At 43.1% G+C, this 17,894-nt stretch carries 18 protein-coding genes; 16 read left to right on the top strand and 2 right to left on the bottom strand.

Going from position 1 to position 17,894, the window contains the following annotated elements; all coding sequences use genetic code 11:
- Window positions 1-30: 30 nt before the first annotated feature.
- On the bottom strand, window positions 31-462 hold the full coding sequence (locus tag AB840_RS02975; RefSeq protein ID WP_048513348.1) for a YbjN domain-containing protein: 432 nt from the start codon (window positions 460-462) through the stop codon (window positions 31-33).
- A gap of 312 nt (window positions 463-774) precedes the next feature.
- Here AB840_RS02975 and AB840_RS02970 point away from each other — a divergent pair, with 312 nt between their 5' ends.
- The 13 genes from AB840_RS02970 (at window position 775) to AB840_RS02910 (ending at window position 12,602) form a co-directional block, all read left to right on the top strand.
- Entirely contained in the window at window positions 775-1,740 is a 966-nt protein-coding gene (locus AB840_RS02970; protein WP_048513347.1) for an ABC transporter substrate-binding protein, read from the top strand.
- The gene (locus AB840_RS02965) at window positions 1,740-2,750 is read left to right on the top strand and encodes a FecCD family ABC transporter permease (RefSeq protein ID WP_048513346.1); all 1,011 of its coding nucleotides are present in this window, start codon (window positions 1,740-1,742) and stop codon (window positions 2,748-2,750) included. The genes AB840_RS02970 and AB840_RS02965 overlap by 1 nt, the downstream gene beginning before the upstream one ends.
- Entirely contained in the window at window positions 2,747-3,535 is a 789-nt protein-coding gene (locus AB840_RS02960; protein ID WP_048513345.1) for an ABC transporter ATP-binding protein, read from the top strand. The genes AB840_RS02965 and AB840_RS02960 overlap by 4 nt, the downstream gene beginning before the upstream one ends.
- Before the next feature lie 95 nt (window positions 3,536-3,630).
- A complete protein-coding gene (locus AB840_RS02955; RefSeq protein ID WP_048513344.1) occupies window positions 3,631-5,781 on the top strand; it encodes a TonB-dependent receptor plug domain-containing protein in 2,151 nt (716 codons plus the stop codon).
- Window positions 5,769-6,713, top strand: a complete 945-nt coding sequence (locus tag AB840_RS02950; RefSeq protein ID WP_048513343.1) for a ChaN family lipoprotein — start codon at window positions 5,769-5,771, stop codon at window positions 6,711-6,713. Before AB840_RS02955 ends, AB840_RS02950 begins: the two co-directional genes overlap by 13 nt.
- Window positions 6,714-6,730: 17 nt before the next feature.
- The gene (locus AB840_RS17725) at window positions 6,731-7,654 is read left to right on the top strand and encodes an ABC transporter ATP-binding protein (protein ID WP_048513342.1); all 924 of its coding nucleotides are present in this window, start codon (window positions 6,731-6,733) and stop codon (window positions 7,652-7,654) included.
- A complete protein-coding gene (locus tag AB840_RS16695) occupies window positions 7,564-7,977 on the top strand; it encodes an ATP-binding cassette domain-containing protein (RefSeq protein WP_330218267.1) in 414 nt (137 codons plus the stop codon). The genes AB840_RS17725 and AB840_RS16695 overlap by 91 nt, the downstream gene beginning before the upstream one ends.
- A gap of 187 nt (window positions 7,978-8,164) precedes the next feature.
- The gene (locus tag AB840_RS02935; protein WP_048513340.1) at window positions 8,165-8,659 is read left to right on the top strand and encodes an HMA2 domain-containing protein; all 495 of its coding nucleotides are present in this window, start codon (window positions 8,165-8,167) and stop codon (window positions 8,657-8,659) included.
- Window positions 8,660-8,912: 253 nt separating this feature from the next.
- Window positions 8,913-9,350, top strand: coding sequence for a flavodoxin family protein (locus AB840_RS02930; protein WP_048513339.1), 438 nt, complete (start codon window positions 8,913-8,915; stop codon window positions 9,348-9,350).
- A 230-nt stretch (window positions 9,351-9,580) separates the two neighbouring features.
- On the top strand, window positions 9,581-10,138 hold the full coding sequence (locus AB840_RS02925) for a shikimate kinase (protein WP_048513338.1): 558 nt from the start codon (window positions 9,581-9,583) through the stop codon (window positions 10,136-10,138).
- The gene (gene pfkA, locus AB840_RS02920) at window positions 10,135-11,097 is read left to right on the top strand and encodes a 6-phosphofructokinase (RefSeq protein WP_048513337.1); all 963 of its coding nucleotides are present in this window, start codon (window positions 10,135-10,137) and stop codon (window positions 11,095-11,097) included. The genes AB840_RS02925 and pfkA overlap by 4 nt, the downstream gene beginning before the upstream one ends.
- A gap of 133 nt (window positions 11,098-11,230) precedes the next feature.
- Window positions 11,231-11,896, top strand: coding sequence for an amino acid ABC transporter permease (locus tag AB840_RS02915; RefSeq protein WP_048513336.1), 666 nt, complete (start codon window positions 11,231-11,233; stop codon window positions 11,894-11,896).
- The gene (locus tag AB840_RS02910) at window positions 11,883-12,602 is read left to right on the top strand and encodes an amino acid ABC transporter ATP-binding protein (RefSeq protein ID WP_048513335.1); all 720 of its coding nucleotides are present in this window, start codon (window positions 11,883-11,885) and stop codon (window positions 12,600-12,602) included. Before AB840_RS02915 ends, AB840_RS02910 begins: the two co-directional genes overlap by 14 nt.
- Window positions 12,603-12,716: 114 nt before the next feature.
- Here AB840_RS02910 and AB840_RS02905 read toward each other — a convergent pair whose 3' ends face one another.
- The gene (locus tag AB840_RS02905; protein WP_048513334.1) at window positions 12,717-13,280 is read right to left on the bottom strand and encodes a flavodoxin family protein; all 564 of its coding nucleotides are present in this window, start codon (window positions 13,278-13,280) and stop codon (window positions 12,717-12,719) included.
- Window positions 13,281-13,512: 232 nt separating this feature from the next.
- Here AB840_RS02905 and AB840_RS02900 point away from each other — a divergent pair, with 232 nt between their 5' ends.
- Genes AB840_RS02900 through AB840_RS02890 form a run of 3 tightly spaced genes read left to right on the top strand, consistent with a single transcriptional unit; the run spans window position 13,513 to window position 17,869 of the window.
- Window positions 13,513-15,060 carry a gluconokinase gene (locus AB840_RS02900; protein ID WP_048513333.1) on the top strand — a complete coding sequence of 516 codons (1,548 nt, stop codon included), beginning with the start codon at window positions 13,513-13,515 and terminating at the stop codon, window positions 15,058-15,060.
- 54 nt (window positions 15,061-15,114) lie between these two features.
- Window positions 15,115-16,530 carry a decarboxylating NADP(+)-dependent phosphogluconate dehydrogenase gene (gene gnd, locus AB840_RS02895; RefSeq protein ID WP_048513332.1) on the top strand — a complete coding sequence of 472 codons (1,416 nt, stop codon included), beginning with the start codon at window positions 15,115-15,117 and terminating at the stop codon, window positions 16,528-16,530.
- Window positions 16,531-16,549: 19 nt separating this feature from the next.
- Window positions 16,550-17,869: a gluconate:H+ symporter gene (locus tag AB840_RS02890; RefSeq protein WP_048513331.1), complete on the top strand. Its 1,320-nt coding sequence runs from the start codon at window positions 16,550-16,552 to the stop codon at window positions 17,867-17,869.
- Window positions 17,870-17,894: the final 25 nt, after the last annotated feature.

Here is a 17,894-nt window from a genome sequence, read left to right as displayed (position 1 = left end):
TTATTTTTTATGTCTGGCGATATGAATTTCTCAGGCCCAGATGACCTTCATGATATCTTTATAGGTTTCTTCCAGATGTTGTGAAATGGTGCGGTACAGAGCATAAATAATATCGCCGTCCACGTCATCGTTAGGAAGAATGACACAGGTGTCAAGGAGAAGAGACCCATCATTATCTATGAAATACTTGAAGGATTTGTATGTCATATTGTATTCGTTAACAAGTTGAAACAGGGTCTCCATGTTTTTTTCGTTTTGAGCCTTCGGGGCGATAAAAGTACGTATCATACCGTAAATACTATCATCAAGAATGAAAATCGTTGGAATATTTGTTCCATTTACCGTAATATTGGAACGAAAAATGGCAGTATGGAGCTGGTCTTCTTCCGGGACATCCAATGAGAAATCCGTTATAGTTCTTTCATCAAGAAATTTTTTAAAATTTTCAGCTTTTTTATTCATTACAGTCTAGTCTCCTTTATATTTGATGATAATAGTATATCATATTTATGTAATTCAATAAAAGTAGTAATCAGTATCAAAGTTATATATTTTACCAGCATTTGATTAAAAGCAAGCCTTGCGGTGATAAAAAATATTTTTTTAAACACTATATAGTAAATTAAATGTCGGAATGGATCATTTTTATGTCCGAATGGAGTAGAATATATATACTTTTTCTGATATCATATTAGAGAATGAATATTGATTTCATGTAAAAATATCATCATGATGGGAATCAAACTATTGTGATCTAATCGAGGAGGGATTTTTTTGCGTAAAGTAATTTTATATGCAGTTACGGCGGTTATTTTATGCTTGTTTGGCGGTGTTGCATATATGATGCTGTATGGCAATACGGAACAATCGACTGCAGCAATGCGCCAGGTGACGGATAGTACGGGTACAGCAATGGAAATTCCTGTCCATCCGAAACGAGTTGTCTTCCTAAATGTTTCCAATATGGATATGTATGTCGCTGCCGGAGGGGCAGATACGGTTGTGGGCAAGCCGACATCACAATCCATGTCTCCGGAACTGGCACAGTACGTCAGTAATGCACAGGAAATCGGCATTATACATTCCCCTAATATTGAAAAAATTTTGTCGCTTCATCCTGATTTAGTTATTGGAGTCAATGTACCATTTCATAATCAAATTCGTGATACCTTGCAGCAAAATCACATCCCTCTATATATCAATACTCTTGATTCCTATGAGGATACCTTGAAAACAATGAAGTTTTATGGTGCTCTGACAGGTCAGCCTGATATAGCAGATAAGAAGATTGCCGAAATAAAATCTCAATGTGATGCCGCACTGGCTTTGACGCAGGGAAAGCAGTCGCTGAAGACGTTGATTTTATTCAGTAATCCCAGCAGTAACAGCATGGCAAGCAGTTCTACCTTTTCCGGAGATTTGCTAAAGCGGCTGGGAGGTATTAATATTGCGGATTTAGATACATCGATGACAGGACAGTTTATCCCTTTAAGTATGGAATATGTTATTAAGCAGGATCCGCAGGTTGTTTTTATTATTTCTATGGGCAATACGCCGGAAAATTTAGCACGTTTCAAAGAACAAATGGAACAGAGTGATGCGTGGAATCAGACCGCAGCTGTTAAAAACGGGCGTGTGTACGACTTGCCCATGGATTTATTTACGGTAAATCCCGGCAGCCGAATTGGAGAGGCAATGGTGTATATGGCTCATTCGTTATATCCTCAGGAGGACAAATGATGGAGCCCCGTATGGAAAAAGATAATCGCAGCACCGTAAGACTGGGAACTCTTTGTCTGGGTTTGGTGCTGCTTATTGCCTCACTGGCACTGGCAGTGGCTGCAGGGGCGGTTCATATCTCCATCAGTGATTTGTATCAGGCGGTAACGGCACCTGGAAAAACAGAAAACTATCGTATTATTTATACATTACGCATGCCCCGCGCTATTTGCGCGGGATTAACCGGTGCCAATTTGGCGTTATCGGGCTGTATTCTTCAAGGAATTCTTCGTAATCCACTGGCTGATCCGGGTATCATCGGCATATCTGCCGGTGCCGGATTGGCAGCTATGGCGCTCATGCTTATTGCACCGTCACTGACTGCCTTGGTGCCGTTTGCGGCTTTTGTGGGGGCGATATTTGCCGCCGCTGTCGTCTTTTTCCTCGCCTGGGAACGAGGTGTCAATCCGCTGCGGCTGGTCTTGGCTGGCGTTGCCGTCGCGGCGTTTTTTGGCGGGGGGATGACGGCGCTGTCTGTGTTTTTTTCTGATAAGATTCAGGGCACGGTTTCATGGATGGCGGGTGGTTTTGCCGGCAGCAGCTGGCAGCATGTACGTATGATTCTTCCGTACAGTGTGTTAGGTATTGTTGGTACGCTTTGCTATTACCGTAAGCTTAATGCGCTGCAACTGGGAGACGATGTGGCTAAAACTCTGGGGGTGCATACTGAGCGGACAAGAGGGCTGCTGGTTGCATTAGCGGCTTTGCTGGCTGCGTCAGCTGTGAGTGTTGCCGGTCTTTTGGGATTTGTGGGATTGATTATACCTCATGTGATGAGGTTGGTGGTAGGGTCGGACTTTGAGGCGCTTTTACCATGCTCGGCGTTGTTTGGGGCCATTCTTGTTGTCATCGCCGATGTAGCGGCCAGAACCTTGTTCAGTCCGGTTGAGGTTCCGGTAGGGATTTTTATGTCTTTTATTGGGGCACCGTTTTTTTTGTATTTATTGAAACGGAGGATGCGGCATTCATGAGCAGTATTGCGACCCAAAATTTACGTCTCCAATATGGTGAACGGATTATTGCTGAAAATTTAAATTTAATTTTTGATAAATCCGAAATTGTTTCTATTATTGGTCCCAACGGGTCAGGTAAATCAACGTTATTGAAATCATTAGCGAAGTTGCTTGTCCCTACTGGCGGGGCAGTTTATTTAGATGGAAAAGACCTGCAGAATATATCGATGGATAACGTGGCCCGCATCATTTCTGTATTGCCCCAATCGGCACAGGCCCCGGGGGATATGACTGTGCGGGATCTGGTTACATATGGACGGATGCCATATCAAAAAATGTTTTCCAAGCTGAACGATGAGGATATAAAGGCGATTGATATGGCTCTGAAATCGACGGATATGGTTAAACTGCAAAATAACCGTATGGGTAATTTGTCTGGCGGTGAACGGCAGCGGGCATGGCTGTCGATGGCGCTTGCCAAAGAACCGCAGATTTTACTGCTTGATGAGCCGACTACGTATCTCGATATCCATCATCAGTTGGATTTAATGGAGCTTGTTGTTCATTTATATAAAACAATGCATATTATCGTCATTATGGTTATGCATGATTTGAATCATGCGGCTCGTTACAGCCATCGGTTAGTGGCTGTGAAAAACGGCACCGTCGTTGCTGACGGTTCTGTGGCTGAGGTATTTCGCCAGGACGTATTGGAGCCGCTTTATGAGATACGCGCTGTTGTTACAACGGTTAAAGAGGGAAACTATGAATATTTAGCTTGTTTTCCTTATGCTGCTGTGTAGTGGTTGCTATAAAGGGCAGTCACTGTTAACAGGAAACTTATTATTTCCGGACAGAGGTAGATTGTGTTCAACGATGAAGGGGAGGTTTTAGCTTTATGAAATGTGGTAATGCAACAAAAATAAGTGTCTTATCGCTGGCGATATTTTCGGCGTTGACGGCGTCCGCTTTTGCGGCGGATACAGATGATAGTACGGTGAGAACTAAAGATATCATTGTTACAGCGACTAAAACGGAAGCGGAGGTCAAAGCGGTGCCGCAGGCCGTAGAAGTTATTACGTCAGAGGATATGGCGAGACTGGGAGCTAATGATGTTCTTACGGCGCTGTCTTTGGCGGATAATTTAAATATATCTAAAGCAGGTATGACCGGCAATGCCGTGTCCCTTCGCGGCATGAGCACCAATCATACCTTGATTCTGGTTGACGGCAAGCGCTATGCCGGTGAAGATACCGATGTTACGACTAATGTCTATTCGCTGGAACGGCTCAATGTCAGCGACATTGAACGGATTGAAATCGTGCGGGGGCCGTCCAGCTCGTTGTATGGTTCCGATGCGATGGGTGGCGTCATTAATATTATTACTAAAGTTCCCGAACAGGCAGGTGGAAAAATTGGCGCTGTGACTGGAACGCAGAATACGGCGGAATACTTCAACTTCAATTTTGGCAAGCATGGCCGCTGGACAACGTCCATTGACGGACGTATTGATAAACAGCGCGCTATTAACCGATACCAGTATGAGGTTAGTTCTATGGGTGGGACTACTGATGGATATAACCGGTCTATGTATGGTATGCGCCGGAATTTTCACTTGGTATCAACCTATGATTTCGAAAATCAGAATAAGAATAAATTACGTTTTGACATCGATTATATGAATGAAGATTTACGCTCTGATTATGCTGATACTATGTCTACTGTTTTTACTAAAAGTGGGGCAATGGCTGTTATAGGCCAGTATAAAGAGATGTATCAGGGCCCATTTGCTGAAAGTGAAAAAGCATTAACTAACAAAAACAAACGAGAGTTTTTTCATAATGAGCAAAAAGGTTTCAGCATTGAATATACGGGCAAGACAAAACGAAATGAATATCAAATCCGGTCATACTACAATACGCTGACTAAACATTCCAATCTCATCAATGATCGGGTGCTGCCCAATGGAAATGTGTCAGTATATATGGTGAATCAAGTTTCGCCCATGTATGGGATAAAAATTCCGATAATGGGGTTTAACTATGATGGCATGTATCCCAAGACCGACTACGATTATGCCAAATATAATACTTGGGTTACGGAAGCGAAGAACACGATGTACATCGGGGACCATCACAATCTGACTTTTGGCGGTGAATATCGTTCTTTGGAATATGAAGGGACGCGTCTGGGAGAACCTTCAGAAAGTGATGTTAAAAATGTGGCTTCCCGTGATGTACGTTCTTATGCGGGGTATGTGGAAGATCTGTGGCAGGTCAATGATAAACTGCTGCTGGTTCCGTCCGTCCGGCTGGAGCACAATAATCAATTTGGTTCCGAAGCGACACCAAAGATCGGTATGACGTATGCTATCAATAACAGCTGGCGTTTCAAGGCCAATTATGGTAAGGGCTACAAGGCTCCGTCTATCAGTGAGCTTTACATGCGCATGCATCGCGCTATGGGCGAAATGACGGTTGATGTGTATGGTAATCCTGATCTGCAGCCTGAAGAAGCAATCAGTTATGATTTCAGTATCGAAGCCGATAAAGGCAGCAATTTTGGTAAATTGACTTATTTCAATAATAAAGTAACCAATCTGATTACGACAGAAGCATTGGATGAGGATGGATTGAAAAACCGTTACATCAATATCGGAAAAGCGCAGATTAACGGCGTTGAAGCGGAACTCGGCCGTCATCTCGGTACCCGCTGGACTGTTAAAATGACGCATAATTTCCTGGATGCGAAGAATTCCATTACGGATAAACGCTTAAACAACCGTGCTAAGAGCACATCGACACTGCAGTTGATTTATGATGATCATAAGCCGACGGGCATCAGCGCTGTGTTGTGGGATGAATTTGCCAGGGATTACCGGTACAATGACAAGGACTATACGTATAATACAGTAAACTTTTCAATCAATAAGAAATGGAGCGCTGAGTTTTCTACATATGCCGGACTTGACAATATCTTTGATAAAAAGGTAGATGATTTATTTATTGATGGCCGTATGTGGCGGGTAGGTGCAGAATGGAAATTGTAGAGAGAGAAGTTATGGTAAAACCTATTTTGATCAAATTGATGATTATCGTTGCCGTTCTTATTGCATTCTCCCTTCTCTCTGCTGCCAGGGCAACGGCGGCAGAAGCACCTGCCGTATGGTTTGGTAGCGCGAAGACGGGAACCGAAGTGTCTCTGGACGATGTAGCCGGGGGAGTTGCGCCTTATGATGTTATTTTCTTTGGGGAATTCCATGATAGTCAGCCTGTGCATGATGTTGAACTGGCTATTCTAAAACGGCTCTGCGATATTCATGACGGCAATTTGGTCTTATCTCTGGAAATGTTTGAGCGAGATGTCCAGCCGGTGCTCAACGATTTTCTGGCGGGAAAGATTACTGAAACAGAATTTTTGGCGGCTTCGCGGCCATGGCCGCAATATATGACAGCTTACAGACCTTTGATCATGTATGCTAAAAAGCAGCATATACCGGTTTTGGCAGGCAACATTCCTCGACGCATTGCGGCATCGTATGCGAAAAGCGGTACGCTGGGAAGTCTTACGGATAGTGATACAAGCTATCTTCCAAAGGTACATTTGGCGGGTTCAGCTGCCTATCAGTCTAAGTTTTTCACAGCAATGAGCGGCATGGAAGCCGGCGGTATGAAGATCCAGGCAGCGCGGCGTCAGCAAATGTTTATGGCCCAGTGCCTCAAGGATGATACGATGGCTGAGAGCATTGCTCAGTATAAAGCCGGGCATCCGGCTGCGGTGGTATATCATGTGCAGGGTGTGTTTCATAGTGAAGGTCGGCTGGGTGTTGTTGAAAAGCTGCATTGGCTCAATCCCCGGTTGAAAATAGCCGTTATTGATACCGTGCAGTATAGTCCGGACATGCAATCCATGAAAGATATCATTCGGGATCATCAGAATGATGGTGATTATTTGGTACTGGATACACAGCATAAAAACTAATTATACAGGAGTGTTTCATGAAGCGGTTTGGGATGTGTTACGCACCATATTATAAAAGTTTGATATTTGTTATTATGGCATCTGTTGTGACAGCAGGATTGGAGATTACATTCCCCATGATTGTACGTCATATATTGGAAGTTATTTTACCGGCTCGGGATGTGGTTCGACTGGGAGCGGCAGCGGCATTGCTTTTGGGCATGTACGCAGTATGCCTGGTTTTGACGTATTTTGTCTATTCACGAGGACGTGGCATGGGTGTGGGCATTGAAAATGATTTGCGGTGCCGCTTGTTTCGTCATATCGAATCGATGAGCTTTTCGTTTTTTGATGATGTAAAGACAGGACAGCTTCTGGCTCGGATTATCAGTGATATATCGGAAATTGGCGATCTTGTATTTCAGCTTCCGAACCTGATCATGGTGTGCCTTATTACCATGTGTGGGAGTGCATTTTTTCTTTTTTATATTAATTGGAAACTGGGTGCGCTGGTTCTTTTTCTCATTGCAATGAAGACGATAGGAACCATTTTTCTCAATAAACGTATGAAAAAAACGTTTATTGCTGCCCGGGAAATGATGGGGAATCTCAGTGCCCAGGCGATGGAAAGTCTCAATGCGATTCGCCTTATTCAATCTTTTGGCAATGAAAAGCTGGAGTATGACAAATTTTTTGCGGCAAGCTGCCGTTTCATGAAATCGCAGCGCCGCACCTTTCGATATGAAGCGTATTTGACAAGTAGTATTATCTTTTTTTCCAATGCGACTAATCTTGTTATTATCGCATTTGGAGCGTATTTTATTATGAAGGGCGAAATGGCATTGGCCGCCCCGGTACGGATCGGGAGAAAATTATTGAAGCGGCGCGTCAGGCAGATGCGGATGATTTTATACGGGCGCTTCCCGATGGGTATGACAGTTTTATCGGAGAACGGGGCGTAAAATTGTCAGGGGGACAAAAGCAGCGGATCTCGATTGCCAGAGTATTTCTCAAAAACCCACCGGTGCTGATTCTTGACGAGGCGACCTCATCTTTAGATAATGAAACGGAACAAAAAGTACAGGAGGCTTTGCAGCATTTATCCCAAAACAGGACGACACTTATTATTGCTCATCGGTTGGCTACCATTAGATATGCAGACCGCATTATCGTACTGACTAAGGAGGGAATTACGGAAACGGGGACGCATGAGGAGCTAATGGCTCAAAAGGGGTCTTATTATGAAGTATATACATCTCAGTTCAAAACCGGTATGATTGTATAGCTGCCGATACTAGAAATATACTTTCTTGAAGTGCGGGAAGTATATTTTTTTTAGAGAAAAAGTGTCAGAGGATACACTGCGGATGCTTTTTTGAAACCAATCAATCCATTTGTGCATTTGACAGAAAGAGTGCCGTTTGATATGATACGTTTTAATGTAGTATTGTGTTCAGAAGGGAGCATCTGATATGATGTCTGTTTCATATGGTATACCTTTGGCTATTTCCTTGGCAGGGACCGTAGGTTCCTTGGCTGTTGACTCAAAGAAGGCACATATTGTTTTCGGTGCCGTTATGACCGGGATAGCGCTGCTGCATGGTTTTCAACATAAAAAAGTGATGCTGCAGCAGATGAAAAATAGTATTGGCTTTACTGCTGATTATGCACGGATTCCACATACGCGTCCGGACTTTTTTTTGCGAGGCGTCGATGTTGCCTTTTACATGCCGGGACGGATACGCTTATACTGCCGGACGCTGCAGGGAAATGAGAAATATAAAGAACGGATTTCAAAATATCTTCAACCTATTTCTCAGATGGGTCATATAGAAATGAATCATCTCAGCGGTTCTATTTTGATTACTTATAATGCAAAGCAACTTCGGAAAAATGCAGATCTTGCCAGAGTGGAGCGATACATAAAGGGCAAGGCACGAATCTGTACAGCGCCCATTTTAGTATAGAAATAGATACTAACTCGTAATAATAAACAGGTTAATACATAAAGCGCTATATATTGCTTGAACTATTTGGCACCTATACGGTGCTTTTTTTTATTTTACGTATTGACATTGAAAATCATATTCATTAAAATAAAGGAAGAAAACGAATGCATAAATCTGCTGGTAAAAGCAACGTGTTCTTGAAGTGTGTTTTCGGATTGCTTTTTAGGCATACTATTTAGAATGCCTAAAAATATTAGACGGAGGAGTTGCCATGAAGGGAATTGTGATTTATTCAACTAAAAGATCTGTTACCAAACAGATAGCGCAGGCTATTTTTGATGAATTGCTTATTGATAAGGAAATTAAAACAGTAGATGAAGCTCCGGCGGATTTAAGAGAATATGATATTGTTTTTGCAGGCTTTTGGATGGAAAAAGGCAAGCCGACTGCAGATGGCGAGTGGTTTTTGAAGAAGCTGGCCGATGCTAATGTTGCTTTGTTTGGCGCAATGGCTGAACCTCCCGCTACCTCTCTGGCCCGGGAGAGTCTGCGTCGTAACCGGGAGCTGCTGCATAAAAGCAATCTGTTTCTGGGGGGATTTATTTGCCAGGCGAAAAAGGATGCAAGGGAAATAGAACGACCTGATAAGGGAGATATCTGGGGTGCCAAAATATTTGCCAGAGAAATGTATTTTTCATTGCGAAGTTAATGCGTAATGCTGGGGGTTGTCTGGGTCAGTAAGGTAATAAAAAGTATCCTGTCTTTGCGGCAGGATACTTTTTATATTACTACAAATGACTAAATGATCTATATTTTCTTAAAAAATAATAAGATGTTAAAAAAAGTGATGCTTTTTTTGTGTAATTATAGATATTTTTTGCTATAATAAATAACGTATAATTGCAGTATATACTACTTGAAAAGTAAGGAGGTGCGACGATGAAACGAAATATCGTTCTCGTCGGTATGATGGGAAGCGGCAAAAGCCATATTGGCCGTAAATTGGCTCAAAGGCTGGGATGGCAGTTCGTTGATACAGATAGGCGTATTGAACGGGCTATGGGCACAACCATTGCTGACTTTTATGCTCAAGCCGGCGAAAAGGTCTTTCGCGAACGGGAAATCAATATACTCCAGCAAGTAAGCCGGTATCATGAGGCGGTCATTTCTTTTGGCGGTAATTTTCCTATGACTGCGGCGACCTATCGTATTTTACATCGTCATGGTTTCATTATCGCCCTTTTATCGGAACCCTTTCGTGTGGAAGAGAGGGTAAGCCGTCATATTGGGAAGCGGCCGACTGTTGATTACGATAATCTTCATGAATTTGTCCACACGATGATGAAGCAATGGGAGAGCGTCTATCCGTATTGTGATTGTGTTGTCGATACGACGCGCGGCGGAGCTTCGCAGATAGTGGAAACAATTGTAGAAAAAATAGAAGAACAGCATGTTCAGTTCATTACTAGAGTAAAAAAGGAGACTGATGCAAAATGATTACTAAAATCGGCGTATTAACAAGCGGCGGCGATGCTCCAGGTATGAATGCTGCCATTCGTGGCGTGACTCGGTATGCGATTCAGAAAGGGCTGGCTGTAGAAGGCATTGTGCGCGGTTATGAGGGTCTGCTCAGCCATGAAACGATGCCGCTGAACCGGCGTGATGTTGGGGAAATCATTCATCGCGGAGGAACGATGCTTCGTACGGCGCGCTGTTTGGAATTTTTAGAAACAGACACGCAAAAGAAGGCACTGGATTATTTGCATAAACTGGAAATTGATGCGCTTGTTGTTATAGGCGGAGACGGGTCCATGCGCGGAGCTCAAGCCTTGAGCCGGTTAGGCATGCCGACAGTGACTATTCCCGGGACAATCGATAACGACATGATGGGAACACAGTATACGGTAGGGTTTGATACCTCGGTTAATACGGTTCTGGAATCGGTCAATAAAATACGTGATACCGCTTTTTCTCATGACCGGGTAGCTGTCATTGAAGTAATGGGCCGGCATGCCGGTTTTATTGCGTTGCATGCTGGTATGGCATCAGGCGCGGAAGCTGTTCTTGTTCCAGAACATCCGGTGGATTTGCAATCGTTGTGTGAGCATTTAGCAGAGTCTCATCGCATGAAAAAAATGAGCAGTATTGTTGTTGTAGCGGAAGGCGCCGCTAAGGGATCCGATGTGGTTGACTATATTCGCAACCATACGTATTTGGAGCCTAACCTGACTGTTTTGGGATATGTGCAGCGCGGTGGGTCCCCCTCTGCGTATGATGCGATTATTGCTGGCATGTTTTCGCAGAAGGCGGTGGATAGTCTGGTGGCCGGCACATATAATTGCGTTATCGGATTGATCAATAATCTTGTTGTGGCAACGCCATACACAGAAGCGGAAAACCTTCGCTTTCCTATTGATGAAAATATGTATCAGCTTGTCCATTGGCTGGGACGATAGATCCGCAGATATACAGGTAAAATAGGGCAGAGGCAGAATATAAATTGACATCGCATAAAAATACAATTATAATGATATGGTATTATGTGGTCATTTATTATCTTTGTTTAATGTAGCTGGAGGAGTGTTATTCATGTCTTTTGATTTCAGTCTGATTTGGGATTCTCTGCCCTTATTATTGGCTGGCGCAGGGGTTACTATTGAGATTACAATTATTGCTGTCGGCTTTGGGTTTATTTTAGGACTTATTATAAGTATATGCCGCCTATCAAGCGTCAAAATTTTAAAAATCCTGGCTGTCTGCTATATCAATATTATTCGTGGTACACCTATGTTAGTTCAAATATTTTTGATCTATTTTGCATTGCCTATGATTATTGGTGAACGAATCAATCCTTTTGTTGCGGCTGTAGCCGCGTGCTCCATCAATAGCGGGGCTTATGTCTCGGAAATTTTTCGCGCGGGTATACAGTCTGTCGATAAAGGGCAAATGGAAGCAGGTCGTTCATTGGGTTTGTCCTGGATGCAGACTATGCGCTATGTCATTTTACCGCAGGCTTTTAAGCATGTGATTCCGCCTCTTGGAAATGAATTTATTGCTATGACGAAGGAAACCTCTCTTGTTTCAGTTATTGGTTTTGAAGAGCTGACACGCCGTGGACAGCTGATCATAGCCAAGACATATGGTTCTTTTGAAATCTGGCTGACTGTTGCTGCTATTTATTTGGTAATGACATTGAGTATTGCTCAGCTGGTCAGCTTCTTGGAACGGAGGTTTGCGACAGATGATAGAAATTAAAGGGCTGAAAAAAAGCTTTGGAAAACATGATGTCCTGAATGGAATCGATTTAACTATTCATGATAAAGAGGTTGTTGTTATTATTGGGCCTTCCGGGTCCGGGAAAAGTACGATTCTTCGGTGCATTAATTACCTCGAGCAGCCTACGGCCGGTGAAATTATTGTGGATGGGATCAGTATGGGCGATGCTAAAAGTATTAATAATATTCGCAAGGAAGTGGGCATGGTCTTTCAACGCTTTAATCTGTTTCCGCACATGACAGTGTTGGAAAATATTGTTTTATCGCCTATGAAAACAAGAAATGAAAGCCGTAAAGAGGCAGAGGGAATTGCCATTCAGCTTTTGGAAAAGGTGGGCTTGGAGGACAAGAAAACGGCCTATCCGGAAACGTTGTCAGGCGGTCAGCAGCAGCGTGTTGCTATTGCGCGCGCATTAGCTATGAAGCCTAAATTTATGCTTTTCGATGAACCGACGTCAGCGCTGGATCCAGAAATGGTCCGAGAAGTTTTGGATGTTATCCAAAATCTTGCAAAAGAGGGTATGGCAATGGCTATTGTTACTCATGAAATGGGTTTTGCTAGGGAAGTGGCTGATCGGGTATTATTTATTGATGAAGGCGTTATTCGTGAAGAAGGTAAGCCGGATGACATTTTCTTTCATCCTAAGGAAGAACGGACAAAGCTTTTTCTATCTAAAATTTTATAAAAGCAGAGTATACAAAAAGCTGTCGCATAGTAGTGACAGCTTTTTTGTATACTCTGCTTTTCAGAGTCCGAAGGCCGGTACTCGTATAAGCGGCAGAATGGTTAGTGCCGTTCCTTAACGAATAAAATTTGTCATGACCTTGGGGGCTGTTTTGGGAGCAGTGATTCCGGATTTTTTCCCCGCTTCGATGCATTTTAGAATCCAGGCCATGTTGCAGCCTAACACCTGCATGATTTGAAGTCCTTCCTTATCCTGACGGACTTCATCCGGTGTATTTCCATGGACCATATTCCAGTAGTTTGAAGAAACGACAATCATTTGATGATAGGTTAAATATTTGTTTAATACGTCAATCGTTGCTGTTGTGCCAGCACGACGGGCCGAAGCAATAGCGGCACCTGGTTTATGAGCTAAATAAGAACCGGCCGCAGCAGATAGCTTATCCATAAAAGTGACAATTTCACCAGATGGAGATGCCCAATATACGGGGGATCCGATAATCAGTCCATCTGCTTCCTGCATTTTTTCAGCTACCGATGAGACAATATCGTTCGTAGGAACGGCATGAATAATTTCCGCCTCCACGCCGTTTTCTTTCAGTGTATTTGAAATAACCGACAATGCCGTATATGTGCAGCCTTTTTCGCGCCGGCTGCCGTTCAATAAAATTACCTTCATAATAGAAACCTCCTTCATATTATTCTGCCTGCACTATATCACAGAAAAAACGAAAAATCAAATAGTAATGATGACATGACATAGGAAACCGTTTATTATGATATAAAAATATCAAAATAAGTTATCATAAATGATATATGTATTGCATTTAAAAAATGAGAATAGTATAATAAAAATATCAAAGAAAAGGGAATCATAATCATATTGCAATATAAGAAAGGTTGGGATCAGCATGACAATGGATTCTGCAAATCAGGAAGTGTGGATTGGCGTTGATGTTGGCACAACAGGGGTACGAGCTATTGCGTATACGGAAGATGGTACAAATGTTTGTGCATCTGAAGCTTTTTACCCTCTTTTGACGCCACATCCGGATTGGGCAGAAGAAAGCCCGCTGCAGATTTACGAAGCCGTTGAAACGGTTATTCGTAATACCTCCTCGCAGCTTCGATATAAAAACAAAAAACTGGCTGGCGTGGCGCTGAGCACCGTTATGCATAGTTTTGCCGGCTTGGATGTACATAAGAAGCCATTGATGGATATGCAGACCTGGGCTGACAGCCGTAGTTCTGATGTGGTTCGCGAGATGAAAAAGGACCCTGCTTTATGCCGGTCTTTCTATGAACGGACGGGGTGCCCTATTCATGCGTGTTATCCATTGGCTAAAATTATCTGGCTGCGCCGTCATCAAAATGAATTATTCAGTCAAATGAAATACGTAGGATCATTGAAAGATTATATTTTTTATCATATGACGGGAGAATGGGTTATTGATAAATCTACGGCCAGTACAAGCGGTATGTACAATGAAAAAGGGCTGGAATGGGATACTGAAATTTTGTCCTATGCGGGAATTGACGAATCATATATGCCACCGGTTGTATCGACGACATACAGTCATGCAATTGCAGATGCGGCTGCGGAGGCAATGCATCTACCTAAGGGTATGCCTGTCGTAATTGGAGCGACAGATGGTGTTCTTGTCAACGTTGGCATCGGTGCTGTTGAGCCGGGACAACTCAGCGGGACGATTGGTACGAGCGGTGCGCTAAGGATGCTGACAAAACAACCGAAAACCGATATTGAAATGAGGACATGGTGCTATAATTTGACCGATGATATGTGGGTGGCAGGCGGTGCTATTAATAATGGCGGTATGATTTTACGTTGGGTTCGTGACAAAATATGTCATTATGGCGGCAGTGCATTGGAAAATCTTGATATTGACCCATATGACTTGATGACGATGAAAGCAGAGCATATCGATGCTGGTGCGAATGGATTGATTTGCCTTCCTTATTTTACAGGCGAACGGGCTCCCTATTGGAATTCGGAGCTGCGGGGAATGTTTTTTGGCTTTTCGCTCAATCACAGCCGCTCTCATATGATACGTGCCGTTATGGAGGGGATTTGCTATAGCTTGAACAGTGTTATGCTGGCTTTAAAGGAATTTGATGAAGTGCAGGATATTCGTGTCAGCGGCAGCTTTACAAAATCCAAGCTGTGGCTCCAAATTCTTGCGGACGTACTTGATTCGCCTATTACGTTGCCAGATAATAGTGAAGGCGCGGCTTTTGGTGCAGCCGTTTTAGGTTTTATTTCCAGTGGGCATCTGAAGGGAATCAGTGATACGGCACACCTTGTGCACCCCAAGAAAATGTACATGCCGCAGCAGGAAAATGTAGCCGTATATCATGAATTGTATGATATTTTTGTACGATTGTATCAAAATTTGCAGAAAGAATTTGTTGATATTACGGCGTATCAAAAACATATATAGGAAGCGGTATGTACTATTAATTAATATGTGATACAGGCAGAGGGGAGTATTGGCATGAAAGAATTACAGGATATTGGTCTCATTGGCATGGCAGTCATGGGCAGTAATTTGGCACTTAATATGGCCGACCATCATTTTCACGTTGCTGTGTACAATTATACGCCCGATTTGACAAAACAGTTTCTTAAAGAACGGCCTCATCATAATGTTACCGGATATTATACATTAGAAACGTTTGTAGCTTCCTTGAAAAAACCTCGGAAAATAATGCTGATGATTATGGCCGGAGCACCCGTTGATAGCATGATTGAACAGCTTATTCCCTTGTTAGATGCGGAAGATATTATTATTGATGGCGGTAATTCATTTTTTGGTGATACAAGGCGCAGATATGTATATTGTAAAAATAAGGGAATTCATTTTTATGGTATGGGAATTTCCGGCGGAGAGACCGGTGCTCGTCGCGGCCCAGCTATCATGCCCGGCGGCAGCAAGAAAACATATTCCGAAATTCAGCCCATATATGAAGCAATTGCGGCTAAAGCGGCTGATGGCAGCCCTTGCTGTGCGTATATAGGTGAAGATGGCGCGGGACATTATGTCAAAATGGTACATAACGGTATTGAATATGCGGATATGCAGCTAATTTCAGAGGCGTATTTACTTCTTAAGTATTTAGGAGGCTGTGATAATACTAAAATTTCTCGAATCTTTGATCAATGGAACCAAGGCGAGCTGCATAGCTTTCTTATAGGGATTGCAGCTGATATTTTTGCTGAAAATGATGAATCCGGCGGGCAGGTCATTGATAAGATTAAGGATGCGGCCGGACAAAAGGGGACGGGGAGATGGACAAGTATTGAGTCTATGAAACAAGGCGTAGATACTTCTATGATTACGGCTGCCTGCAATGCTCGGGTCATGTCAAATCTAGCTGAACGAAAAAAAGCGCAGGATCTTATTACCAAACCCAAGATGACAATCGTCCAGAATGACGAATTTATAGAGTCTGTCAGAAAAAGTTTGTATGTTGCAAAAGTTGTGGCATATGCGCAGGGCTTTTCTCTGTATCGGAGTGCTTCTGAAACTTACGGCTGGAATTTAAACTATGGCAATATTGCGTCTATTTTTCGGGCTGGATGTATTATTCAAGCTGATTTTCTTACTAAAATTACAGAAGCATATGAAAAAAATTCAGAATTGAACAATCTTCTATTTGATGAATTTTTTCTGGATGCCATTAATGAAAATCAGAAAAGTCTGCGTAATATTGTCTGCTTAGCGATGGCAGAGGGGATTGCGATACCAGCATATGCGAGTGCATTGTCTTATATTGACGCATACCGCAGTCCTTGTGTGGGAGCTAATTTGATTCAGGCATTACGAGATTATTTTGGTGCTCATACGTTTCAACGAATTGATGAAAAAGGAACTTTTCATCATCAGTGGCAGGAGCATTATAAAAAATAAGAAAAAGGAGGAATAAATTATGCCGCTTATTATACTCGCGATTGGTATTCTTGCTTTATTTTTTTTGATTGTAAGAGTGAAATTGAACAGCTTTCTTGCGCTGCTTCTGGTGGCCGGTCTTGTTGGACTGGCAGAGGGAATGTCCATTGACGCATTGATTCCGACGATTGAAAAGGGGTTAGGAGGAACACTCGGCGGACTTGCTATTGTCGTATCTTTTGGGGCCATGCTGGGAAAGCTCATGGCCGAAAGTGGTGGTGCGCAGCGTATTGCGACAACGCTTATCAATGTATTTGGCAGAGAAAATGTTAAATGGGCAGTTTGCTTGACTGGATTTATTGTGGGGATTGCATTATTTTATGAAATAGGGTTTGTTTTGCTTATTCCGCTTGTATTCACTATTGCGGCCGAGGCTAAAATACCCCTTTTGGAAGTAGGAATTCCTATGGCGGCGGCTTTGTCCGTTACACATGGTTTTTTGCCGCCGCATCCAGGACCAACGGCTATTTCTATTATTTACAATGCTGACATTGGCACGACTCTTTTATACGGTATTATTATTGCCATTCCGACAGCCATTGTAGCCGGGCCGTTATATTGCAGGTTTGCGAAAGATATTAACCCTGAAATTCCTGAAAGTTTGTATAATCCGAAAATTTTTAAGGATAATGAAATGCCGGGCTTTGGCATATCTGTGTTTACCGCTTTGGTTCCCGTCGTGCTCATGGCAGCATCTGCTGTTGCGAAACTGACAATGGGTGAAGATCTGTTTATCCGTCATGTCCTGACATTTTTAGGTCAGCCGGATATGGCATTGACCATTTCAGTGGCGATTGCTATATATACGTTTGGTTTGAGCCGGGGAAAATCAATGGAAAGTGTCATGAAGACGGTTCAGGACGCAGTCCTGGCTATCGCTATGATTCTTCTTATCGTCGGTGCCGGCGGTGCGTTGAAGCAGGTGCTTATTGACAGTGGCGTAGGTGCCTATATCGGCACTCTTGTGGCTGGTTCTGATTTATCTCCGTTGCTGCTTGCGTGGTTGGTTGCGGCGGTTATTCGCACAGCCTGCGGCTCGGCCACTGTTGCGGCCTTGACCGCGGGAGGAATTGCGGCGCCGATCTGTGCTGCTACTGGTGCAAGTCCGGAACTTATGGTATTGGCGACGGGCGCCGGCTCCCTTATTTTTAGTCCTCCCAACGATCCTGGGTTCTGGCTTTTTAAGGAATTTTTTGGTCTTACAGTAAAAGAAACCGTACGGACTTGGTGCGCGTTGGAAACGATTATTGCTATTATGGGATTGGCCGGTGTCTTGACAATTAATCTTTTTATTGGATAAAATAAATATAAAGTGGGGTGAGGAA

It is taken from the genome of Megasphaera cerevisiae DSM 20462, assembly GCF_001045675.1.
Lineage (GTDB): Bacteria > Bacillota > Negativicutes > Veillonellales > Megasphaeraceae > Megasphaera > Megasphaera cerevisiae.
This window is presented reverse-complemented; position numbering and strand designations above follow the sequence as displayed.